We start from the raw sequence: 23800 nt of genomic DNA, 5'->3' as shown, positions 1-23800 counted from the left end.
GTTGGTTGTTTAGGTAAGTATCATTGTGTTGTAATAATAGCATACAACACAATGATCAAAGATAGGATACCATAGCTTGTTATGTACTTTGTTTAGCATTGGTACATATGAATAGCCATTCCATATCTGATAGAGATATGGAATAGCTGCATTGTTACTAAACACCAACAACAAAAGAGAAGCGGTTCAATCTTACTGGAAAGCCTGTGCGATCAGGTAAGAGTCACCAAACTCAAAAAAATCTTTGATCTTTCCATTGAGCACAGTAAAGCTCATACACCATTTGTGATCAATGGTCTTGCCGGTTTGTTTAACGGTTGCCGTCTGGCGGCCTAGCACCATCACTCGATCGCCTTGAGTAATAAACTCCTGTGGCTCAAAGAGGGTGATATTGTAGTTCGCCTCCACTTGCTTAAAGAACTCTATCGCACCTTCCTTTCCATAGAAATACCCGGAAGGATGAACATACGGATTACTGTATGTTCCAAAGGCCACATCATCAGCACAAGCATCAATGATGCCGGCAATGTTTCCATTAGCAAAATCGGTGTAAGCCTGCTGAACAAGTTTTAATGAAGGAGAAGTAGCAACAGCGGTTGAGGTTTCCATCTGATTTATTTAAAGGTGAAATAATAGGACATGTGGTACAGATGGGAATATCACAAGGAGGGAGAATAAAGGTAGTGCAATTGGAAGGCTAATCACAGCACCACTTACTATATCTAACGAAAATGGTTAAAACCCTCTCATTCTATTTACCTCTTCCAAAGTCAGCGCTTGGTATTCAATGCCTAACCGCTTAGCATTGTCCTCAACAGTTTGTTCAAAGCCAGCATCCTTTCTTCTTTTATTTACAGTTGCGACATCTTTTATGGGCCATATGATCCATTTTCTTTCACTTGCACCAGTTTGCGGATTCTTTACATAAAAGGATGTTCCTTGTGTTCCATAGAGCTGTTCTTTTCCCTGGAACATTAATGACCGGTCAAGCATCATAGCATAAAGCGAGAAACGAAGTTCCTTTTTCTCTGCAGCTTCCTTTATAAAAGGCAGGTATGTGTCAATGACTTTAGAGTGCTGAATAATATAAAATACAGCTTCGTTTGCAGGCTCACCTACTAGCGAAATTCCCGGATAGCCATGTGTCTTTATTATTTCAATTACACGTATTGTATTTAAGGAATCGATTAACAATTGTTGCTTCCATAAGTAATCAGTTAAATCCTCCTTCTTAATACTATAAACTGATGCCAATGAATCGCCTTTTTCCTCTAGGTCTAAACTTAAAATATTGCGGTATTTCTGGTCGAGTACCAGCATGCTATCTAATTCTCGCTTTAAAGTGATATTCAGTTTGGATTGAGCATGCATGATAAATGCAGATAAACAAAAAAGGGCAGTTAGTAAAGTATAGCGCATGTTGAATACTTTGAATAGGTATGCTAAATATACATAGGATCAATAGATCACTATCGTTTGAACGGATCCTCTTTTCGTGGTCAGGTGTGAGATAGTATTGCTATACGGCAGGAGAAGTGCTATGTACTGCTAGCGGCGGATACGCTTTTGCGTTAGTTGGCATTTGGGTTTTGAGACTTTCTTTTAGTATAAAAGCAGATGCTCCCTTCGACAGGCTCAGGATCAAGTTACGCCTGACAGCAAGAGTTCCCATGATTGCAGTTTGTCCTATAACCGTAGTCTCTGAGATCCCTCACTGCGTTCGGGATGACAAAAGCCAGAGGCGTTATGATTGGCATGCAGGTTAAGAGTGGAAGATTGAAACCTGAAATCCGAAATCACAAAATCCTTCTCCTTTGCTCTGTGCGAAACCCTTTTTCTGTGCTCCTTTGTGTTCGCTGTACCTCTGTGGTTCCTCTCTCTCCGCGCGCTCCGGCGCGCTCTGCTTGCAGCTTGTAGCGTGCAGCTTGCAGCGCTCTCTCACGTTTTATCAACGCACCTTCATCAGCGATGTCAGCGGGTAGCGCAGGTTCTTGTAGCCCATCATGTCTACTTTAATACTACCTACGGTTAATGGAGATTCGGCGCGCACCGGAATTCGGTTAGCGTCGTCCGTTACCCACAGGTTCATCTTCTCACCGCCATCAAATACATCACCCTTCACAAGTAATGGTTTAATCTTGATAGTGCGGAATCTACCGTACTTGGTTTTGATCTCCTCTCTGCCCATGAAACGGATATACATGTTGTACACCTCGTTATCGATGAACATGCTGAAAGAGATCTTGTCGCCAGGTTTATACTTATCAAAATTGATGTTGCGCGCAAAGTAAATAGAGCTTACCACGTCCTGTACACAGGCGGGCACCTTAAACACGCCGTCGTTACTGATGGCCGTATTAGCCACCCGGTTAAACGTTACATTTTCGTACTTCTTGTGGTTGTTCTCGTGCACGTTGCGAACAAACTTTACCGGCTGAAAGGTCATGGTATCGATGTAAGATTCGTAGCGGTTATTGACCTTCCCTACCCAACTGTACGATGAGTTAGATCCGCCCGTTCCTACCACGTGATACACGGGTTTATTGTTGACATGCTCCAATGAAGTAACGGCGGTAGCATGACCCGCATTTACATAAATACCAAATAGAGAATAGTAAACGGTAAACTTCAGTTCCTCGCCAGGCAAAAAAGAATTGTTGCGTATACTGCAAAATGTATCGTACGTTTCGACAGGTGTTTCCTGTACCGGCGTTTCAGCTCTTAATCCCACAAGTATAGACAGTCCGAATAGTAACAGTACAGATTTAAATCGCTTCATGACGCCATTAGTTTTAAAATTCGCCTTATAAAACTTCCGCCTGCTTTCCTTTATACGCCTGTTGTCGTTCTTTTCGTTTTTTGAATATCCGTATGCCCAATATCAACACACTACCAGCTAGCGCAGGGATGATCAGATTGATCAGCCAAATGGACACAGACGTCAGTAATATACCCAGGTTATTGCTTGAATACAAGCCTGCTAACAACAAGCTTATCTCTCCTCTGACACCGATTTCAACTAAAGTGATGCTTGGAACAATGGCTAATCCTAAAAATATAAGGCTCATGATCCAAAAAAGTGTCACTGCAGGTATATGGACTTCAAATAAATGAAAAAGTAAAATATACTGCACCACAAACACACAAAACCGGGTAAAAGAAAGAAGCAAGATGGCAGCCAAACGTTGCATGCTATAATTGCGCAACGCCTCTACCAAATAAAGATACTTATTACGTTTCAGCCATTGCTCGGCCCACCGCTCCAGTTGCGAAACTTTACAATAAAGCAGTGTTAAAATACTAGTACCGCAGACTAGGCCTGTTACAATGTAAGGATACCAAACGTCCAATGCAGGCCATGCTTTCAGCAATGCTGATTTTAGCACGATCAATCCAATAGTGCCCAACAAAAAAGTGATCAGCAACTGGCTGCAACTGCTGATCAAGGTAACAGCAATAACTTTTAACCGCTTGCCCTCTGGCATATACAGCATACGTCCCACATATTCGCCTGTACGGTTAGGAGTAGTAATGGAAAAAGCTACACCAGAAAGAACGGCTTTAAAGGCCTGCCAAAAGCGCAACTGGTGTACCGGTGCTATAGCCATCTGCCACTTAACGGTTTCCAGTCCCCAATTGGCCACCATTAATGACATTGCCAGTGCCAGGTTACCTCCTTTGCCATTGATCAGGGCTTCTTTCAAATGCAGCCAGGTGGCCGCTACCTGCGACTGGCCGCTCACCTGCTGGTAAATAGAGAAACACAACCAGGCAAATAGCAACGGGCCCAAAAAGTAATTGATCAGGAATTTAATATTTTTGTTCAGCCGCATGTGCGGTAAAAATAAACACCGCCTTGGAAAAACCGCATAAAATAGTCTTAGGTATCGACCCCGGAAGCGTAATCATGGGATATAGTGTGATAGCTATTGTTAAAGACAAGATCAAGCTATTAGAGATCAACGTTTTAAAACTGCCTACTAAAAAAGATAATTACGAACGCTTACACCTGATTTATGACAAGGTAGCAGAACTGATAAAGCTTTATAAACCTACTGAGTTTGCCATTGAAGCGCCGTTCTTTGGAAAGAACGTACAATCCATGCTCAAACTGGGGCGGGCACAGGGCGTAGCCATGGCCGCCGCATTAAGCATGAATATACCGGTAGCGGAATATTCGCCCAAGCGGGTAAAGCAAGCCATTACCGGAACTGGTAATGCCGATAAAGAGCAGGTGTTTAAAATGCTGCAGCACTTGGTACAGCTGCCAGAAGGCCTGGTATCTTTTGATGCTACGGATGCCTTGGCCGTAGCTATCTGCCATCATTTTTCTGATGGACTACCCACACCCAAAAGAACATCACGGAAGAAAACGGTCTCCAGCTGGGAAAAGTTTATGCAGGAAAACCCGGACAGAGTAGGATAGAACTAGGATTTTCCAGATTTGAAGGATTAGGAGGAGAAGGTTGACAGGTTAACAAGTTGAAAAGTTAACAAGGAGAGGAATATTGAACAAGGAACAAGGAAGGAAGAATGAAGAAGGAATGTTCAATAATCAACTTTCAATACTCAATGATCAAGGCTCAAGAAAGAATGAACTATAAAACAAAAGCACTCCTTTAAGTGGAGTGCTTTTGTTTTAAATTCTTTTCCTATTCTCTGTGCCCCTTCGTGTCTTTGTGTCTCCGCGGTTCCTCCCTCTCCGCGCCCCCGGCGCGCTCTGCGTCCCCCGCGCCTCTGCGTGAAACAAACAGCGCGAAGCGCTACTCTTTAGGCGCTGAGGTTAAGCTGGGTCAATATCTTTTCCTGCACTTCTTTTAATTCAGCTTCAGAAAGTTTCAGCTTAGGTTGTGTAAAGTTCAAATCATTAGCCGAATTGATTGGTAGCAGGTGCATGTGTGCATGCGGCACTTCTATACCCACCACACTAATACCACAACGGTTGCATTTAAAAGCTTTTTCAATAGCCGTGGCAATAGGCTGTGCAAAGACCAGCATTTGCGACAGGTAGTCGGTCGGCAGGTCAAACAGCTTATCCACTTCTATTTTAGGGATCACCAATACATGTCCTTTTCGCAGCGGGAAAATATCCAGAAAGGCAAAGAACTGTTCATTCTCTGCAATCTTATAACTGGGTATTTCGCCGGCAATGATCTTTGAGAAAATGCTCATGATAATTAGCTAATTTGATGATTAGCTGATTAGCTGATGATGTGAACGACTTAGCAATCAGCTAATCGGCACATTAGCTAATTGGCTAATTAAATAGTGATATCCTCTACCTTGAACTTAATAACACCTGCAGGAACAGTTACTTCGGCTACATCGCCTACTTGCTTGCCTAACAAGCCTTTACCAATGGGCGAAGTAGAAGAGATCTTTCCTGATTTCAGGTCAGATTCAGCTTCACTCACTATCTGGTAAGTAACCTGCTTTTTCGTATTCAGATTGGTCACTTTTACTTTTGTCAGGATCGAAACCTTGCTGGTGTCAATCGTAGAGGCATCTACAATACGGGCTGTAGCAACCTGGCCATCTAATTGAGCGATCTTTGCCTCCAAGATTCCCTGAGCCTCTTTAGCCGCATCATACTCTGCGTTTTCACGCAAGTCACCTTTTTCACGTGCCTCAGCTATAGCTCTTGCTGCTGCAGGACGTTCTACCGTTTTCATACGTTGCAGCTCAGCTCTCATTTGTTCCAATGTTTCTTTGGTAACGTATTGAATACCACTCATAGTCAAAAATCGTTTGGGTAATATGAAAAAAATAGCAACGCTTCAGTAGTTACCGAAGCGTTGCCTATTCTATGCAAAGATAAAAAAATATTGATTTTATAATAGTAGGGGCATTATTCGCCTGTTTTACCTGAATTATTCAGAATCAATTTCTGCGTAAAGCTGAGCTCCCCTACCTGCACTTGCACCAGGTAAAGTCCGGACTGCCAGCGTTCGGGATTTTTAACAGCATATACTTGTGAAGATGCACCCAACATCACTTTATCCATATATACCAGAGCACCGGCCCTATCAAATATCTTAACAAAAGCTTCTGTATGCTTTACAGCCGGCAGCAACAACTGCACTTTATCAGTAGCCGGATTGGGAAATACAACCACGCCTACTGACTGCCATTCGTTTTGCAAACGCACCGTATTCGTATAGCTTACTTTTCCCGAGGCTTCCCGTATCATTAACCGGTAATAAATCGAAGGCGCTTTGATTCCGCTTACATCATCTTCCGTATTGTATCCACTTGTATTGTTAGGGGGAAAATCAGTTTGCACCGTATTGAAGTTGGTTCCATCAGTGCTGCGCTGCAGCCAAAAAGTTTGTCCTTCACCGGTAGTGCCTTTCCAGTTTAAATAGGATTTGCGATTCTGAATGCGCCCTTTCAATTGATACCCATTCTGTAAGGTAGTACAACCCACTGGTGCATTGCTTACAATAACTGTATCGCTGGCAAAGGCGCTACAGCCATCTAACAATTGATGGCTCACAATATAGGTACCAATGGTATCTACCGTTATAGAGGGCCCAGTGTTAGTACCAACAATGCGGCCATCGGGGGTAGACCAGGTATATACAGAAGCCGATAAAGGATTCAATACTTTAATTTCACTGACCTGCCCTGGTGTGCAGAGATAGGGAACTGTAGCTTGGGCATCTACCGGCGGTGCTGTAAAAAAATCAAACGGCCCGATAAAGTCTTTCAACTCGGACGTAAACGAAGTAGAACTCCTTGTTTTTACCAGTATTCTACGAAACGGTAAACCACACGCGCTTCCACCTAAAAGGGTTAACGGGTCTAAACCTAAATAAGTAAGGTTTACGGAAAACTCCATAAACTGGCGGGCCTTATAGGTAGTAGTGTAATTACCGGCATCATCAATAAAGCCAAATGGACCTGCCCATGTACCATTACCGCTTTGCAAGCCAGTATAATACGTACCAGCCACTTTAGGTTTAATACTGGCATAGCCAAATTGAGAGCCGTTAGATGCACCATCAAAACTGCCAGACCAGTCAAATGTTTTTGGCGCGATACTTAAGGCGCTTTTGTTTACCCATATTCGCGCTTCTACCAAGGTTAACGAAGAACTGCTGAACTCCGCAGAGAAAATAACATCGCCTGTTTTTAAAATATTTCCTGCCGCATCAAACTGCCAGGAAGTATGTCCTTCATCAGGACCATAATTAGTAAAACGCCCGGTAGAGCGTGTATAAAAAATATCAGTTTGGTAGAGCTCAAAATCAAAATAACGGCTACCCGTAGTGCCTTGTAGCGATACGCCCCCAAAAAACCAAAGAGGATCGGTGCCCTTTGGACCTTCACGGCGTACGTGTACCATCATTTCGGCAATATCATTCTTATCTAATACAGATGTAGCACCACCCGTCCAAACAGCGGGACTCGCACCGTTTTTATTACTGGATACAAAAGCGGTTTCATCACCGTTAGATTGCCCATTATAATCGCGTATGTAAACAGCATCGATCCACACTCTATTGTTCACAATAGAATATTGTGGTACCCGCATGGTACGGAAGAACGGTTGCTTGCGAAATGCTGCATCAGTAGCAAAGCGAGCAACCATGGCAGCTGCACCCGTGGTATCAATTACAAACTGGCCTGGTCCCGCTGTACCATTATTAAACCAGTCGTCATTGCCCGCTTGTAAAAACCCATCAAAATAGTTGGCGCGCAGGTCGGCATCTACCCCGAAGCCCGCTTTAATGATGGGTGTGGTGATCTGGGCAAAAATGAGTTTGGACAAAAACAAGGAGGTAATAAAAAGTAGACGTGTCTTCATAAGGGTTGTTTAGGTTAGTACGGCCAACTTGTTAAAAAGAAAAGCCCGAAGGCTTTTCTTTTATTTACGTTGTACGATGCGGATCATCTGGACAGGTGAAGCCTCTGAAGTACCATCAGCATTTACAGCGGTAATGCGATAGTGGATATAACCAGGAAAAACGTTTTCATCGGTAAAACGATGAATAGAAGTACCGTTGCAGCCTACAGAACAAACGGTTTCAAAAAATTCGCCATCATAAGAACGTTCAATTACAAACTCTTGTACATCGGCAGTTGCAGGCTGCCAGCTAAGCGTTACTCCTTTGCCCTGACGATGAATTTTGAAGGACTTAAAAGAAGTAACCGTTACAGATGGTGTACTGGTTGGTAATTGAGTAGCAACGGCTGAAGTAGTAATGGTGATAAATGATAAAAAAGCGATAGTCATAAGTGTTTTCATATGAGTAAGATTTAAGGCTAAATTAGCCCCCTACTCAAATGCAAACCAGCGCAGATACGCTCAATTTTAAAGGTGAAATTTTCAGATCGATCTGCGTGGTTTTACTTGCGCATTTATACTCAATTCAATAGGGTATTAACAGGAACTACTTAGTTTCTGTAAGAGTATTTCTGCCATTCGCTTATATGCTTCATGACTGTAACCTGCTATGTGTGGCGTAACAATAACATTGGGCTGCGTTGTAAGAAATGCTAGCTGCTCTTTTTCCAATGGAGAGTACTTTTCCAACTTTTCGTTTTCCAATACATCCAGTGCCGCTCCTGCTATCTGACCTTGTTTAAGCGCTTGTATCAAAGCAGCGGTATCGGTAACGGGCCCACGGCAGGTGGTGATAAAAAAAGGTGTTTGCTTTAAGGCACTAAAAAAGGCTGTGTTAGCCAGGTGATGTGTTTCTTCTGTTAGTGGCAGATGTAAGCTTATAATATGTGCTTGTTGCTGTATTTGCTCCAGCGTTGCTTCTTGTATATAGTCGTGCGCAAAATCGTGCTTGTATTTATCTAAGGCCAGCACGGTTACACCAAAGGGCTGCAATAGTCGGGCAAATGCACTGCCGGTATTACCATAACCAATAATGCCAACTGTTTTCCCGGTAAGTTCAATGCCTCGGTTTTCTTTACGAAGCCAGATACCCTCTTTCACTTCATTATGTGCACGTGTAATATGATTCAGCAGGTTCAGGATCAAAGCCAACGCATGCTCAGCCACGGCATTTCTATTGCCTTCTGGTGAGCTAATGCAACGAATACCTTTTGCTTCTGCATAAGGCACATCAATCAACTCCATGCCACTTCCTAATCGTCCTATCCATTTAAGTTGGCTGGCAGCATCCAAAAGCGCTTTATCTATCCGCATCCGGGTAGTAACCACTAAACCTTCTGCTTGTGGAATCTGTTGCATCAACTCCTGGTAAGATATAGCCGGTTCGTAGCTTACGTTATATCCTTTACTTTCCAGAGCATCTTTCAAGAATGGGTGAGCGGGTGCTGCGATGATAATGTTTTTCATACTACGTGTCAAGGTAGGCAAAGATCCGTTTTTCTGTTATTGATACCCGTGGTTTATGTACGATGTACAAGAAGACTTTATTTAGCGTTAGCAGAACTCCCTTGCATTCGAAAGGTAAGAGCTGCAAAATCCTCTATGCGTAATTGTTCCGCCCGCTTGTTGAAAATATCGTCTTTCAATACCTCTTCTGTAAACAGCGGCTTCACTGCATTACGTAAGGTTTTGCGCCGCTGGTTAAACGCAGCTTTTACTAACATAAAGAACTTCTTATGATCATGTATTTCCAGTGGTGCTTTCCGAGGAGTAAGCCGGATAACACCGCTCATTACTTTGGGCGGCGGATTGAAACAATTCTGATGTACATCAAACAGGTATTGCACATCATAATAAGCCTGTGTAAGTACGCTGGTTACCCCATACACTTTATTACCCTCTTTTGCAGCAATACGCTGGGCCACCTCTTTTTGAAACATACCCACCATACAATTCACCTGATCACGCCACTCCAGGATCTTAAATACGATCTGCGTAGAAATATTATAAGGGAAATTGCCAACTACGGTAAATGCACCGTCGAAGGGCGGTTGAATATCCAGGAAACTCTGGTGAATGATCTTATCGGCTAACTGAGGATAGGTCTTTTTTAAAAACACCACTTTCTCATCATCTACTTCTACCGCTTTAAATTGAATATTGGGTAGCTGCAATAAATACTTGGTCAAAGCACCACCACCAGGACCTACTTCCAGCAATTGTTCAAATGGGTGCTCCTGCAGGGCCACTACAATCTTATGGCAAATGTTCTCGTCCTTTAAAAAGTGCTGGCCTAGCGATTTTTTGAGAGTGTACATACCTGCAAAGGTCTATTAAAAAAAACAAACCCTCCATGTGGAGGGTTTGTTTTCAAACATGATAAGTTAAAATTACTTCTTAATCAGCTTTATACTTTGCGATTGCTCTTGGTTATACACTTTTAAGATATAAATACCAGGTGGCAGATCATCGGTATGCTGTAGACTGAAGTTATTAAGTCCTGTATAAGCCGTGTAGGCCTTCTCCTTTACTACATTACCCGTTGCATCTAAAAGCAACACTTGAACTTTTGCATATTTGTCAACTACCACATTAAATGACACATGTTTATCAAATGGATTGGTAGTGACGGTTACATTAAATACTTCGGATTTATTACCCAACTGTATGGTTCGTGAATACGCTGTTCTGCTATCCGTCATGGCTATGCGATAATAGGCCATACCAGGAAAAGCAGAAGAGTCGGTAAAGGAATAGTGATTATTTTCTGCACGGGCATTATTATAACCGTTGACCGTACCGATACGAGTAAAATGAATACCATCTGCACTTCTTTCAATACCAAAATGCAACTCACCTGCTTCTTTAGATGTAGTCCAGAATAACTGAGCATGATCATTCAGAAGCTTACCACTGAAAGAAAGCAAGTTAGTAGTAAGCGGCGTGCAATCCGGAAGAACGTTCAAGGATATGATACTTACACCATCCGTCGCCTGGCAGGTGGAACCATTTAGGTTGGCTGCCGTAGTAGCCACAATTTGTCTGTAGCGGTCACCATTATTAGCCAAAGTAGTATTCGCAGGCGGTATGGTATAAGAAGTATTGTACTCCCATTGGCCGCCCACCAAAGTTGGCGATCCCGAGCCTGACTGGCCAGAAATATCTGCCCATGTAGTACCACCATCTGTACTTCTTTGCCACTTGTAGTGAGTATAATTGCTGAAGTAAGACTGCATTTTATTACTGATCGTAATGGGATTAAACTGACACACGGTAGGGTTTAATGTTGGCGTATAGGTCATGCTAGGCAAACAAGTAGCCACTGTAATATCATCCATCGCCCAGTCGTTTCCTCCACCACCTTGAGAGTTATTGCGGATGGAAAGAGTGGCTGTTGTCTGCGTAGGTCCAGTAATGAAAACGAAACCTTTTTTCACCCAGCCCCCGCTGTTTCCATTTTGATATAGATAAGATATTTCACCTGTATTATAGCGGTCTAAGCCATCCAATGCAAACGTAAGGTTAGGCAACACACCAGGTGTTCTTGGTGTATAGTTACTTCCCGTTACATAGTCAATACCGCAGTTAGGACAGATATTGCGGAACCAGGCAGAAAATTCGTAATAGGTATTGGGGCAAAGATTGGTTAGGGTTTGGCGATAGGTTTCAGAAGCCACGAAGTCAGCATTCACCATTAACATATAGCCGCTACTAACGCCATCTCCTGTAGGGATATTACCCACCGCATTATTGGTTCCAGTATGGTCACCATCAATATCCCAGAACCCATTAAACATCCGATAGTCCGCAGCCCGCTGATCAGGAAGAGAGAATGTACTGGTTGGGTTACGATCAGCATCCCTATTGGTACCACTCCGTGGACTCATATTCTTTACAATAGCATATTGACCATCGCCGACAGCTTGAGTGTTAGATGTTTTTACAAAAGAATAGCCTGGAATGGGGAAGGCCAGATCTTGATTTCGGTTCAGGTTACTGCCGGCCCCAAAGGTTCCTCCAGACTCCTGCGACATATTCACACCAGTGGAATTGGCACAAAGACTCATAGGATCAGATATCAAAATCTGGTAAGGATTAGCCGTAAGTATAATATCAGACCCACCAGTAGAAACATTGCGATAAATAAATTTACCAGCACCAAGCGTAATAACATCACCTACATTACCGGTCACCACAACACGGAACGATGTAGCAAAAAGTAATCCGCCACCACCTTTTGGAATATGGGAACCAGCTATAGCTTGCCCGGTAGCAGACGTAATTTCTGTTTCCGTGTTATCAGTCGGTACGGAAAGCGTTGGAGATGGTGCAACAGTAGTACCAAAGCCCAGATTCATTCTAATCTGGCGCTGTCCTGCCGGAGGGGCAGCTATATATGTAGCCGCATCATCACCGGCAGCGGGGGTATAATTCTGTATAGCTACACCTTCATTGGTGATTACTGAAATCTTGTCATTTGTTCCAGCAAGCATTTGCGTATTAGTGGGAACATCATCCAAATACCTCATTTTATACAATGTGCCTGACGTATGATTGATTGTCATCCGTATTTCAAGGGTATCACCTTTTTGCACGACACCACCCAAAGACTTTTTGGAAATATTTACATAACTGTTACCAAAGCGGGGGCCAATATTGGAAGTAGCCGTGGTAAGACAAATGCTAAAATCTCCATTAGTTATCGGGGCGGTAGCATCAGCTGAAAATAATCGTATATAGTAAGTGGCTCCAACTGTTAAAGTGGTTGGGCTAAGCGTATTACCTGTACCACAACTTATTGCCGTCAATGCACCGCAAGTGCCGCTAAATAATTGCAGACGTCGATTTTGAAAGTTAGCTCCAAAATCGGCAGTTGTGATTGTTGTACTGGTAGCAATTGCATCAAACTTGTACCATACATCATAACCCGACGCCCCGGTACAACCAGTAGAAACAACTATTCCTGAACCCGTAGAACCAGCTACAGTACCCCATACCTTGCTACAACTTCCATTGGTGGGCAAGGTAATAGCACCAGTGCAATCATCATTGGAAGGCGCTGGAGGAGGAACATCTGTTACACATATAGTAAAGCCTGCATTAGCAGTAGATGTAGGGGCCGGTCCGGTTGATGAATACACCCTAACATAGTAGGTGCTTCCTATTGTCAACCCACTGCTGGCAATAGAAGTAGTGCCACAAAAAAGCGAGGTAAGCCCACCAGTACAACTCCCCGAAAACAATTGCAATCTGGCAGAAGTAACGTCTGAGCCTATAGCACCAAGGGTAATAGTAGGATTAGTCGTTTGGGCTGTAAAGCTATACCATACATCATAAGCTACTGAACTTGCACAGGGTGCGCTAGGTGTAGCAGACGTTGTTGAAAGATATAAGTTACCACTAGTAGGATTGCAAGTTGTTGATGATGTCAATGCAAATGCGCCATTACAGTTATCATTTGCAGGAACAGGATCAGTGATACAGATGGTGAAGGTTCCACTGGCATTCGAGGTAGAATACACCCTCACATAATAAGTGGCCCCTACCGTTAGCCCGCTGGCAGAGGTGGTGGTAGAGGATGGGCAACTGCCTACTGCAGCAAAGCCGCCGGTGCAATCTCCCGCCATGATCTGGGCCCGCGCATCGGTTGGGGCGCCGGTTAGAGTAATGGTCGGATTGGGCGACTTGGCTACAAACGAATACCAAACGTCATTATTATTGGTACCACAAGCATTGGCTGTGGCAGTATAGGTGGTAGCGACATTTAAGGTTACAGAGGTTGACGCAGTACAGGAGGCGCCACTGTTTAACGGTATCGCATTTGAACACAGATCGTTTGTAGGTGGAGCAATTTCATACCAGCCAATAAGACTGGTGAGTGATTTTAGGCTTGTAGATTGCGTTTGTGCCACGCTGGCTACGGCTCCGGCTGTGGAACGAATATTATAGGCGGCCGAATACGACTGGCTGGTATTCCTGTTTTGTGCATCAAGGCTGGTTTTGCTCCATTCAGTAGTATTGGTCAGCGACCCCCAGGTATTGGTGGCCGGACTGCTCCAAAACGCCATTGTTACTGTATTGGGGAAGGCCGCGGTAACACCTGCAATGGAAATGGTAGTAGCGGCATTTGCACTTACATCTGCTTTTTTATCTATTCCCCATAAGTTATTGGGATTTGTTGGGCGGTATACATACATGGTGGCCGAAAGCGGACCGGAAGCGGTCGCACCATCGGTAACCGAAGGGGTTGTTGACCAAGTACCATTGAAGCGGCACCAAAAAATAGTATAACTTAAATTACTGGCGTTATCGGTGCCACTCGATTCTGTAGTCCAACTTTGTCCGCCCATGTCGGAAATGGCTAAAGCACCTTTTTTGGAAGTAAAAAGCGCATAAATGACAACAAGATCACCGGTGGCCATAGAGCCTGGCGGTGTTATCGATACCGTGGTCCCGGTTTGCGCTGTACCATCAGCGGAACTACTGGATACACCAAAAAAGGTTTGCGAATAAGAGAATAAGGGTAGTAGAAGAATAAATAATATTCTTACCACTGCCTTGCAGTTAGTTAGGGTCAACACATTAGTCTTCATAGCGGATTTAAATGGGTTTGGTTTTTCCGATATATAGAGTTGGCAAAGAAAACGCATACCACCTACATACGCAATAGAAAGAACACTACATTCCCTGTAATTGACAATTCATCCGAACATCCCCCCCTTCATTCAATAAAGAGGACTTTATTAAATAGAAACACTACTCTATAAATAAGTAATATATACGTATAAAATAGAGTGTTTTTACTCATACGTATTTTTACTTTTATTTATTTGTTTTTAACTCCATAATGGAATAATCCATCCTTTTTTAAAACGAACTGCTACTTTCTTCTCTTTTAATTTCTATAACTCAATGATTTTCAGAATCCCTTGGGATCAAAAATTGTTTTAGCAAAACGCTACTTATATAAGATACAATCATCCATACAACTACTATTGAGACAACTGGGGCAATATCTACAATCGCTGAAAAAGTAAAACCCCTCTCAATGAGAGGGGTTTTATATACAAACCTATGTTTGAATTACAATTTAATCACGTTTTGTGTAGCAATGGGCTTGCTGTCACTTCCAGTGATTTTAACAGAATACACTTGAGCAGGCCAAGACTTAGTATTGATCTGTAACTCATTATTACCCTCACTTACCAATTTGTACCCATTATATACAGAACGGCCACTCATATCAGTTACACTGATGTGGATCTTCTGTGCTTTTGACAGCGCAAGCCTGATCTTCAATACATCTGTAATTGGATTAGGATGCATTGTAACTGTAAAGTCTGAATTCAAGTCTATAGCAATGGTTTTGCTATAGCTGAAACTGCCATTCTCATCAACCTGTTTTAGCCTGTAATAAAGCTTGGAAGCAGATTGAAGCAGGGCTTTATTATCTAAATAGCTATACTTTAATGTACCTGCAAAATGACCAGCAGCTGCTACTGTACCAATGGCATTAAAGCTAGAACCATCAATACTTCTCTCTATTACAAAGTGCGATGTATTGACTTCATTCGCTGTTTCCCATTGAAGCAGGGCTGCATTGTTCTGTAAAGCTCCCTTGAAACTAAGGAACTGAAGTGGCAAAGGCACGACATCGGAAGCAAAATAGAAAGAGGAAAAACCACTAATATCACCCTGAAGTACAAAGCCATTTGAACCAAAGTCTTCAGCTATGGAGGTATTTACAAGATTGGTGTTAGAAGAGATAACTGTTGTAGCAGAATCCTCATTCTTGATGATCTTCAATCCACTGATCGTTCCAACGCCTCCATCTTTTACCAATTGATTAAATTCTTTTTTGGAAATATACAACCGAATCAAAACTTGTCCGCCTGGTTGCTTTTGTGGCGAGATCGTTAAATTCCTGTTCAGGTAACTTTTCCCATTTGCTAGGCGACTGGTATCGGTTTTTGTGTAAATAGTGGTGGTCACCGTGTCCAAATCACGCCCCTGTGAATAGATTTCTGCCACTATATTACTATTGGAATCAGTAATAGGCACCCAAAGATTAGTGTTACCATTGGCCGCATTAATGACAACCTTATTGGCTGTTTCAAACCCATCGGCTTTACCAGGAGCAATGTCAATACTATTTGATATATAACTCCTGTTTCCACTACCGCTATTTACTCTATAACCCAGGAACGTGTATTTCTGCAGGCAGCCCGGACAGGCCGGCACAATGGGGTTGAGAGCACTAGGACCAGAGGTAGTCGACCCTCTGTCCATGATAACATAAATATCTTTGCCATTAGGCGCAAAGGCAATATCACGGTAACGGTTTGTACTTCCAAAATAACTGACCGTATCGGCGCCACCAGACTTTATAACAGTATCACCTGTGCTGTTCAGTTTCATTCGTACCAATCGACCCCATTTCAACGAAGAAGCTACCAAAGAATGTTTCCAACCCGGTATGATGGAGTTTGTGTATAAATCTAATCCTGACCAACCTTCGGAGGGCCATTGTGAATTATCACCGGTTGTATTATTCCACAAAGTGGTGATACTTGGGTAAGTTGGAGAGTTAGGATACGCTGAGAAAAGCGGCTCCTGGTAATCTGGAATTTTCGATGCAGTGTCCGCTTCATCGTTGATAATTGGGCAGCTGGACGGATGCGCCTGGCCCATTTTAGGACCGGCGCCAGCGGTCGTTCCATTAACGTTACCATCCCATGAATAGCCTATAACCAAGGGGTGTCCATAATTTTTATGACCCTTTATAATATTTATTTCATCATCACTGAATGGTCCGTGAGAGGAGCCGTACAAAATATTGAGTGAACTATCATAAGCAAAACCTTGGTTGTTCCGAATACCCATGCTATACACGGCACTAGAGGAGGAATAGGGGTTGTCGTTAGGAATCCAGGGATTGCTATCTTTATCTGAAACCAGGTTAAACCGAAGAATTTTCCCTTCATAAGAAGCCAGATTCTGTGCGTTATTGGTCCGCCACTTGTTGCTAAACTGGCCAGCCCCCATATCTCCTTGAGCATAAAATAAATAGTTCTTGCCTCCTTTTACAACCGGGGCTATGATCATTCTTTGTGAGTTATGATCTTGTCCACCTGGCAAGGTATCACAAAGCACTACTGGCGACCCCAATTTGCCGGTGCTACTGTTATAGGTAAACCGAACTAATTTATTTCTGAAAAATATACCGGCATCCCCGCTAGCAGTATATAGGTAGCGGTGAACATAAGAGATATAGACAAACGCACTGTCGGGATTTAAAAAATCAGGATGAAGCGCCAAGCCAGCCAATCCACCCTGCGGCCAGGCATTGGCACTTGTATTCCAATTGCTTGTGCTTGTAAGGTTTACCGCTCTTAAAGAATCTGCCCCCCAGGCACTAAGATCAGTACTAGTGGAGTTAAGATCTAACACAGTCGTTTTCGCTCCTGTATTGGGATCCATGCGGTAAACTTTATATCCTTTTGCTTCTGTGATCCACAGATAGTTGTCAGGGCCATACGTCACTTCCCATGGATTATCTAAAACATTGGCAGCAGATAGTGTGGTTTGCCTGTACACTTCATTCATGCGACCTCCAGTAACAGGTGGCGGATCGGTGATACAGATGGTGAAGGTTCCGGTGGCATTGGAGTTGGAAAATACCCGCACATAATAGGTAGCCCCTACCGTTAGCCCACTGGCAGAGGTTGTGGTAGAGGATGGGCAACTACCTACTGCAGCAAAGCCGCCGGTGCAGGTACCCGACATGATCTGGGCCCGCGTATCTGCAGGTGTACCACCCAAAGTTATTGTAGGATTAGGCGATTGGGCTACAAAGGAATACCAAACATCATTATTGGTACCACAAGCATTGGTTGTGGCAGTATAAGTTGTTGAAGCATTTAACGTGCCTGACGTAGTAGTGCAGGTAAAGTTGCTAGTCAAAGGAAGGGCATTCAAACAAAGATCATTAGATGGCGCTGGTGGCGGATCGGTGATACAGATGGTGAAGGTTCCACTGGCATTCGAGGTAGAATACACCCTCACATAATAAGTGGCCCCTACCGTTAGCCCGCTGGCAGAGGTGGTGGTAGAGGATGGGCAACTGCCTACTGCAGCAAAGCCGCCGGTGCAATCTCCCGCCATGATCTGGGCCCGCGCATCGGTTGGGGCGCCGGTTAGAGTAATGGTCGGATTGGGCGACTTGGCTACAAACGAATACCAAACGTCATTATTATTGGTACCACAAGCATTGGCTGTGGCAGTATAGGTGGTAGCGACATTTAAGGTACACGATGTGGTAGTGCAATTAGTATTGCTACTTAGTGTAAATGCATTTGCACATTGATCGTTTGCAGGTCGGGCAATTTCATACCAGCCAATAAGACTGGTGAGTGATTTTTCGCTTGTAGATTGCGTTTGTGCCACGCTGGCTACGGCTCCGGCTGTGGAACGAATATTATAGGCGGCCGAATACGACTGGCTGGTATTCCTGTTTTGTGCATCCAGGCTGGTTTTGCTCCATTCAGTAGTATTGGTCAGCGACCCCCAGGTATTGGTGGCCGGACTGCTCCAAAACGCCATTGTTACTGTATTGGGGAAGGCCGCGGTAACACCTGCAATGGAAATGGTAGTAGCGGCATTTGCACTTACATCTGCTTTTTTATCTATTCCCCATACACTACTGGAGCTGGTGGGCCGGTATACATACATGGTGGCCGAAAGCGGACCGGAAGCGGTCGCACCATCGGTAACCGAAGGGGTTGTTGACCAAGTACCATTGAAGCGGCACCAAAAAATAGTATAACTTAAATTACTGGCATTATTAGTACCACTCGATTCTGTGGTCCAACTCTGTCCGCCTGTAGCAGACATAGCGAGAGCACCGTTTTTGGAAGTAAAAAGCGCATAAATGACAACAAGATCACCGGTGGCCATAGAGCCTGGCGGTGTTATCGATACCGTGGTCCCGGTTTGCGCTGTACCATCAGCGGAACTACTGGATACACCAAAAAAGGTTTGCGAATAAGAGAATAAAGGAAATAGTAAACAAGACAATAACCTTACTACTAACTTGAAATTAGTAAGGTTCAACACCGTAGTCTTCATAAGCGGATTAAATGGGTTTGGTTTTTCCGATATACAGAAGCCGCAAAGAAAACGCATACCACCTACATTCACAATAGAAAGAACACTACATTCCCTGTAATTGACAATTCATCCAACAAAAAGCCCTCTTCATACCATAGAAGGTTTACATATATCATCTAGTACATTTACGATAAAAAAAGAGCAGTTTTACTCTTCTTATAAAATGTGGAACTTCGGTCTGTAATCTACAGATAAGAGATCATCAAAACCGTTCATTTGACTATCTTAATTTGACCACCCCAGAACTCCTGTTTTCTCTTTTATAGTAATATCCCCCACTGATTCCTACCTTTAGGCATTGAAATAAAGACTTGTATGCAATATCTACATAAACCCATCATAGGCATCAGTTGTGGCGACCTTAACGGTATAGGGATGGAGGTTATCATTAAAACTTTCTCCGATAACCGGATCCTGGAGCAGTGTACACCTATCATTTTTGCTTCTAACAAACTGGTCAACTTTTACCGAAAGGGTGCTACTGATAACCATTTCAACTACCAGGTTATTAAAGACTTTTCCAAAGTCAATCATAAGCAGATCAATGTTTTTAATTGCTGGGAAGAAGAGGTAACCATTACGCCTGGCCAATTAAACGAAGTAGGTGGCCGCTATGCCGTTAAATCCTTGCAGTCAGCAATGCAGGCCTTGCAGGAAGGACATATTCAAGGTATTGTAACAGCTCCCATCCATAAGAAGAATGTACAGTCGGAATCCTTCAACTATACCGGCCATACACCTTACTTAAAAGCCGCCAGTGGCGCGGAAGATGTACTGATGATATTGTATGCTGATAACTTGCGAGTAGCACTGGTAACAGAGCATATACCCGTAAAGGAGATAGCATCTACTATTACTAAAGCCATGATTGTTTCTAAACTTCGCTTATTACACCAATGCCTACAACGCGATTTTGGCATTGATAAACCAAAGATTGCCGTGTTGGGATTAAACCCACATGCTGGTGATGAGGGCTTAGTTGGTAATGAAGAAGAAACAATCATAAAACCCGCAATCAAAGAAGCTAAGCAACAAGACAAATTGATTTATGGACCGTTTAGTGCCGATGCATTTTTTGCGCGCCATAGTTACCAGCAGTTTGATGCTGTACTTGCTATGTACCATGATCAAGGACTCATTCCTTTTAAAACCATAGCAGCCAATGAAGGGGTTAATTTCACAGCTGGCCTTTCTTTTGTACGTACATCGCCCGATCATGGAACTGCATTTGATATAGCGGGTAAAAATATTGCCGAACCATCTTCCTTTATATCAGCTGTTTTTGAGTGTGTTGATATTATCAACCGCCGTAATGAATTTGATGAACGAAATCGAAATCCATTACGCAAGATTACAGCAGAAGTATTGCGTAATGTAGAAGATGAAAAAATTGATGATTCTATTGACCGCTAAATAATCTAATTTCCATTGTTTTCTAAAAGGGCCGTATAGCTATTGCTATTGCGGCCCTTTACTTTTATCCATTTCATGCTGCATCGCCCCATACATACAGCTAGACTAACCATGTAGTAAAATAACCTCATTTTTTCAAGCCACTTGTATTAGTAAAATACCCCTAGTATGTTTGAGTAATAACACTAAGAAAAGGCGCCAAAACGCTTAAGTGATTATTATAGTTCCGTAGCCTAAACGTTCTCTCCTATACAAAGGAACATTCTGTCTCCGGCACTTACCGCTAATACTGAAATTATTACCATGCTAAATGAAACGTAACCCGTTTCACCAGTAATCCAACCCGGATAAACCTCTAAAACCATCCAGTACTTCTGTGGGAGCTTGATAATCATCTAATCAAACCCTAAGAAAATGAATCGCATTTTTACCCTATTCACTTTAGGCCTGCTTTGTTTTGCTTGGAATTCAACAAAAGCGCAGAGCTTTCCTGTAAAATTCGAAGGCAGCGTACCAACTAATAGTAATTGCTGGGCTAACAGTGGCTTTATTTTAGAAGCAGACGCAGGAAATGGCAACAATAATGATGCTGCCTCTACGAAAGGAGTTACCACAGCCACGTTAACAACGCCGTTCATAAATTTCAAATCCAACGATAAAACTTCTATAAAGTTTGACTATAAAGCAACTACTAATTCAAGCAGCTTTAGCTTACAAGTCAATATTATTTCTCAAAACGGCACTGTACAAACATTAGATAATTTTACTATAACAAACACTAATTATCGAAGTTATTCATTACCTGATCTCGCTGCAGGCACCTATCGGGTATCTTTAAGCTATACTAGTACGGCAGGCTCCCCTAGCACTAACTATATTCTTATTGACAACTTCGATGTTGATGGTTCTTTTCATTATGCCAGCTTTTGTAACAGTGCTCCGAATGCAAATAACGACTCCTATATCAGTCCCACAATAGTTGCATATTCAGGCAACTTATTAACCAATGATACCGACCCCAACAGCATTACACCCTATTTTGAAAAAATCAGTTTAACCAATGTTGTTCAACCTACTGATGGTACAGTTAGCTACAATTCAAACGGTGCCTTTACCTTTACGCCCAATGCAGGCTTTACTGGTGGTCCGGTAACATTTACATATACTATTAGTGACGACGGATACGCACCACTTACTTCTACTGCTACCGTAACGATCAACTATCCTACTGCAACAGCCCCATTGCCTATTAAGCTCTTGAGTTTTACTGGCCAGGCATCAAACAACCAAGCGATATTACATTGGTCAGTAGATGATAATGAAACAGGTGAATACTTTAAGGTTGAGAAAAGTAGTGATGGTAAAACGTTTAAAGAAGCTGGAGTTGTTCTTACATCAACAAACAAAGGCAAACAAGAGTATACCTACAGAGAGTCTTTAACATCAGGGACAGGAGTTTATTATCGGCTGCAAATCATTAATAATGATGCGCCCTCAGCCTATTCTAAAACAGTACTGATAAAACAACAAATAGCCAATACAAACAACTCTATTTTCCTGGCAATAAATCCCAGCCAATCAACACTCCGCTTTACTTTTAATACAGAAGTAGTCGAACAAACATTTGCTCACATTTATACTATAAATGGCAGTAAAATATTTAGCCAACAGCTTAGTACAGTCAAAGGCATAAACGCTGCTGCACTCGATATAAACACATTACCGAAAGGCTTGTATATTTTGGAAGTAAGTAGCAACACCGCTACTCAAAGAATAAAATTTTTTAAATAATACGTTGACACTTTAATAAAAACAACAAACGATCGTTCGTTTTCTTCAGGCACGAACTATTACCGAAGCCCCTTTTCAGGGGCTTTTATTTATATAGGCCTGTAGATCTTTCACATACTGCTCAAAAGCAGCTATACCCGTTTGGGTAATTTTACAAATGGTCTGCGGGTAATTATCCTTAAACTGTTTAACCACTTCAATATAGCCAGCCTCTTTTAGCTTTTGTACTTGCACACTTAAGTTCCCAGCAGTAGCGCCTGTTTTTTCTTTAATAAACGTAAACTCCGCTTCTTTCACTCCTATAAGCAGAGAAATAACGGCTAAGCGCAACTGAGAATGTAATATAGGATCAAGATCTTTAAACACTTTTCAGACTCGTCTCTTTTTGAATTTTATTAAACTCGACATTAGCTAAATGGCCAGGTATTATGTAACCGCATAAAACGGCCACCCCATGCAACAGCATGATCCATTGAAACTCTCTGATGAACAGGCTTACGAATGCAATAGCCCAGGTAATATATGCTCCTATTATGGAAGGCTTAAAATTAAGCGCTGTACCATATATGAGCACCCAAAAACCATATAACCCAATCAATATAGAAAAACCCTTTTCAGGACCAACTCCCATATTGATCGATACAATAATAAAAGCCAGAAAAATAAAAAAACCAATATTTAGTCTTTCAAATAAGTCTCCAGTGTACGTACGAACTGGCTCCTGTCCTTTACCAAAAAAAAATCGCATCACCGTATAAATAAAAAAGAGTAAGGCTATACCACCAAATGCGTTCCAAAAGAAAAAAGTGGAGAACCAGCGGAACTGAATATTAAAAAAGGTTAAGATTGAAGCAGCCAATAAAAGCCAACCCCAAAGAATCCAACCTTTACCATTGTCTTTTTGTTCGTTTTTAGCGGTATGAATCATTTGCTGAATGATCAACATACTTTCCTGCTCCGTCATTCTTCTTTCTTCCATGAAATATTATTTAGCTTCTGACTTTATTAAATAGGCCGGGATGAGATAGCTAATTAGGATAGCTGCTGCAGCAAATAACATCTGGTAATCAAAGTGCACTAATATAGCACCACAAGCCAGTATCCAATTAATAATTCCGCCAATAACAAAAGGTTTGAATTGCAGGATCTTTCCGGAAATAAAAGTTCCTAACCCATAGAAAAGTATAAAGAAGGGATAGCCAATGAGCCATCCCTGCGCTGTATTTGAAATCAGAAAAACTAATACAAAGAAAGATATGCCAATACCTGTCCACAAGTTTCCCATGCTTTCCCCAACATAGGTACGCACACCATGTTTTCGCCCCTTCCTCCTGGTGTGTAAAATAGTAATCACTATCGGCACAACAGTAATAAACCATACCAGGTAATGGTGCTTATAACCAACTACTACTTTTAAGAAGAATTGGATCAGAATACTAATAAAAGTGATCCACCCCCAAAGCAAGAAGTAGAAGCGGTTTCCGCTAATACCACTCTTTGTCTTTTCAATCATGGATTGAATTAAGAGCAGACTTTCCTGTGGTGAAAATTTATCTTCCATGTATTACAATGGTAACA

General features: G+C 42.5%; 18 protein-coding genes. 3 read left to right on the top strand and 15 right to left on the bottom strand.

Annotated elements, in window-relative coordinates; genetic code table 11:
• Positions 1–192: 192 nt before the first annotated feature.
• From SY85_RS19200 to SY85_RS19185, 4 genes are all read right to left on the bottom strand, one after another.
• On the bottom strand, positions 193–609 hold the full coding sequence (locus SY85_RS19200) for a nuclear transport factor 2 family protein (RefSeq protein ID WP_066406598.1): 417 nt from the start codon (positions 607–609) through the stop codon (positions 193–195).
• Positions 610–735: 126 nt separating this feature from the next.
• Positions 736–1419 carry a DUF6624 domain-containing protein gene (locus tag SY85_RS19195; RefSeq protein ID WP_066406597.1) on the bottom strand — a complete coding sequence of 228 codons (684 nt, stop codon included), beginning with the start codon at positions 1417–1419 and terminating at the stop codon, positions 736–738.
• A gap of 529 nt (positions 1420–1948) precedes the next feature.
• Complete coding sequence (locus SY85_RS19190; RefSeq protein ID WP_082886614.1) at positions 1949–2779, bottom strand: DUF3108 domain-containing protein; 831 nt, start codon at positions 2777–2779, stop codon at positions 1949–1951.
• A gap of 25 nt (positions 2780–2804) precedes the next feature.
• Positions 2805–3833: a lysylphosphatidylglycerol synthase domain-containing protein gene (locus SY85_RS19185; protein ID WP_066406595.1), complete on the bottom strand. Its 1029-nt coding sequence runs from the start codon at positions 3831–3833 to the stop codon at positions 2805–2807.
• 23 nt (positions 3834–3856) lie between these two features.
• On the opposite strand from SY85_RS19185, the gene ruvC reads away from it, so the two are divergent.
• Entirely contained in the window at positions 3857–4426 is a 570-nt protein-coding gene (gene ruvC, locus SY85_RS19180) for a crossover junction endodeoxyribonuclease RuvC (RefSeq protein WP_071891038.1), read from the top strand.
• Positions 4427–4770: 344 nt separating this feature from the next.
• Here ruvC and SY85_RS19175 read toward each other — a convergent pair whose 3' ends face one another.
• The 8 genes from SY85_RS19175 to SY85_RS19140 form a co-directional block, all read right to left on the bottom strand.
• Positions 4771–5172 (bottom strand): HIT family protein, encoded by a 402-nt coding sequence (locus SY85_RS19175; protein WP_099459398.1) that lies wholly within the window; start codon positions 5170–5172, stop codon positions 4771–4773.
• Between the two features lie 89 nt (positions 5173–5261).
• On the bottom strand, positions 5262–5735 hold the full coding sequence (greA, locus tag SY85_RS19170) for a transcription elongation factor GreA (protein WP_066406590.1): 474 nt from the start codon (positions 5733–5735) through the stop codon (positions 5262–5264).
• Between the two features lie 113 nt (positions 5736–5848).
• Entirely contained in the window at positions 5849–7810 is a 1962-nt protein-coding gene (locus tag SY85_RS19165) for a T9SS type A sorting domain-containing protein (protein WP_066406589.1), read from the bottom strand.
• Between the two features lie 60 nt (positions 7811–7870).
• Positions 7871–8251, bottom strand: coding sequence for a fibronectin type III domain-containing protein (locus SY85_RS19160; protein WP_066406588.1), 381 nt, complete (start codon positions 8249–8251; stop codon positions 7871–7873).
• Between the two features lie 135 nt (positions 8252–8386).
• Positions 8387–9316: an NAD(P)-dependent oxidoreductase gene (locus tag SY85_RS19155; protein ID WP_066406587.1), complete on the bottom strand. Its 930-nt coding sequence runs from the start codon at positions 9314–9316 to the stop codon at positions 8387–8389.
• A gap of 77 nt (positions 9317–9393) precedes the next feature.
• The gene (gene rsmA, locus SY85_RS19150) at positions 9394–10167 is read right to left on the bottom strand and encodes a 16S rRNA (adenine(1518)-N(6)/adenine(1519)-N(6))-dimethyltransferase RsmA (protein ID WP_066406586.1); all 774 of its coding nucleotides are present in this window, start codon (positions 10165–10167) and stop codon (positions 9394–9396) included.
• A gap of 72 nt (positions 10168–10239) precedes the next feature.
• Positions 10240–14442 carry a T9SS type A sorting domain-containing protein gene (locus SY85_RS19145; RefSeq protein ID WP_066406585.1) on the bottom strand — a complete coding sequence of 1401 codons (4203 nt, stop codon included), beginning with the start codon at positions 14440–14442 and terminating at the stop codon, positions 10240–10242.
• 490 nt (positions 14443–14932) lie between these two features.
• The gene (locus SY85_RS19140; protein WP_066406583.1) at positions 14933–18976 is read right to left on the bottom strand and encodes a PQQ-dependent sugar dehydrogenase; all 4044 of its coding nucleotides are present in this window, start codon (positions 18974–18976) and stop codon (positions 14933–14935) included.
• Between the two features lie 357 nt (positions 18977–19333).
• Here SY85_RS19140 and pdxA point away from each other — a divergent pair, with 357 nt between their 5' ends.
• Together pdxA and SY85_RS19130 are read left to right on the top strand one after the other, a co-directional pair.
• Positions 19334–20431 (top strand): 4-hydroxythreonine-4-phosphate dehydrogenase PdxA, encoded by a 1098-nt coding sequence (gene pdxA, locus SY85_RS19135; protein ID WP_066406582.1) that lies wholly within the window; start codon positions 19334–19336, stop codon positions 20429–20431.
• 414 nt (positions 20432–20845) lie between these two features.
• Positions 20846–22222 (top strand): Ig-like domain-containing protein, encoded by a 1377-nt coding sequence (locus SY85_RS19130; RefSeq protein ID WP_066406581.1) that lies wholly within the window; start codon positions 20846–20848, stop codon positions 22220–22222.
• 75 nt (positions 22223–22297) lie between these two features.
• Here SY85_RS19130 and SY85_RS19125 read toward each other — a convergent pair whose 3' ends face one another.
• Genes SY85_RS19125 through SY85_RS19115 form a run of 3 tightly spaced genes read right to left on the bottom strand, consistent with a single transcriptional unit; the run spans position 22298 to position 23783 of the window.
• The gene (locus tag SY85_RS19125) at positions 22298–22588 is read right to left on the bottom strand and encodes a winged helix-turn-helix domain-containing protein (RefSeq protein ID WP_066406580.1); all 291 of its coding nucleotides are present in this window, start codon (positions 22586–22588) and stop codon (positions 22298–22300) included.
• Positions 22581–23201, bottom strand: a complete 621-nt coding sequence (locus tag SY85_RS19120) for a hypothetical protein (RefSeq protein ID WP_066406579.1) — start codon at positions 23199–23201, stop codon at positions 22581–22583. Before SY85_RS19120 ends, SY85_RS19125 begins: the two co-directional genes overlap by 8 nt.
• 6 nt (positions 23202–23207) lie before the next feature.
• On the bottom strand, positions 23208–23783 hold the full coding sequence (locus SY85_RS19115; protein WP_066406577.1) for a hypothetical protein: 576 nt from the start codon (positions 23781–23783) through the stop codon (positions 23208–23210).
• Positions 23784–23800: the final 17 nt, after the last annotated feature.

This window comes from Flavisolibacter tropicus (assembly GCF_001644645.1).
In the GTDB taxonomy this organism is placed as follows: Bacteria; Bacteroidota; Bacteroidia; order Chitinophagales; family Chitinophagaceae; genus Flavisolibacter; species Flavisolibacter tropicus.
This window is presented reverse-complemented; position numbering and strand designations above follow the sequence as displayed.

Excerpts from the sequence above, each read along its gene's own strand:
- SY85_RS19200 (WP_066406598.1), bottom strand. The coding sequence starts at position 609 with ATGGAAACCTCAACCGCTGTTGCTACTTCTCCTTCATTAAAACTTGTT.
- SY85_RS19195 (WP_066406597.1), bottom strand. The coding sequence starts at position 1,419 with ATGCGCTATACTTTACTAACTGCCCTTTTTTGTTTATCTGCATTTATC.
- SY85_RS19190 (WP_082886614.1), bottom strand. The coding sequence starts at position 2,779 with ATGAAGCGATTTAAATCTGTACTGTTACTATTCGGACTGTCTATACTT.
- SY85_RS19185 (WP_066406595.1), bottom strand. The coding sequence starts at position 3,833 with ATGCGGCTGAACAAAAATATTAAATTCCTGATCAATTACTTTTTGGGC.
- SY85_RS19175 (WP_099459398.1), bottom strand. The coding sequence starts at position 5,172 with ATGAGCATTTTCTCAAAGATCATTGCCGGCGAAATACCCAGTTATAAG.
- greA (WP_066406590.1), bottom strand. The coding sequence starts at position 5,735 with ATGAGTGGTATTCAATACGTTACCAAAGAAACATTGGAACAAATGAGA.
- SY85_RS19165 (WP_066406589.1), bottom strand. The coding sequence starts at position 7,810 with ATGAAGACACGTCTACTTTTTATTACCTCCTTGTTTTTGTCCAAACTC.
- SY85_RS19160 (WP_066406588.1), bottom strand. The coding sequence starts at position 8,251 with ATGAAAACACTTATGACTATCGCTTTTTTATCATTTATCACCATTACT.
- SY85_RS19155 (WP_066406587.1), bottom strand. The coding sequence starts at position 9,316 with ATGAAAAACATTATCATCGCAGCACCCGCTCACCCATTCTTGAAAGAT.
- rsmA (WP_066406586.1), bottom strand. The coding sequence starts at position 10,167 with ATGTACACTCTCAAAAAATCGCTAGGCCAGCACTTTTTAAAGGACGAG.
- SY85_RS19145 (WP_066406585.1), bottom strand. The coding sequence starts at position 14,442 with ATGAAGACTAATGTGTTGACCCTAACTAACTGCAAGGCAGTGGTAAGA.
- SY85_RS19140 (WP_066406583.1), bottom strand. The coding sequence starts at position 18,976 with ATGAAGACTACGGTGTTGAACCTTACTAATTTCAAGTTAGTAGTAAGG.
- pdxA (WP_066406582.1), top strand. The coding sequence starts at position 19,334 with ATGCAATATCTACATAAACCCATCATAGGCATCAGTTGTGGCGACCTT.
- SY85_RS19130 (WP_066406581.1), top strand. The coding sequence starts at position 20,846 with ATGAATCGCATTTTTACCCTATTCACTTTAGGCCTGCTTTGTTTTGCT.
- SY85_RS19120 (WP_066406579.1), bottom strand. The coding sequence starts at position 23,201 with ATGGAAGAAAGAAGAATGACGGAGCAGGAAAGTATGTTGATCATTCAG.
- SY85_RS19115 (WP_066406577.1), bottom strand. The coding sequence starts at position 23,783 with ATGGAAGATAAATTTTCACCACAGGAAAGTCTGCTCTTAATTCAATCC.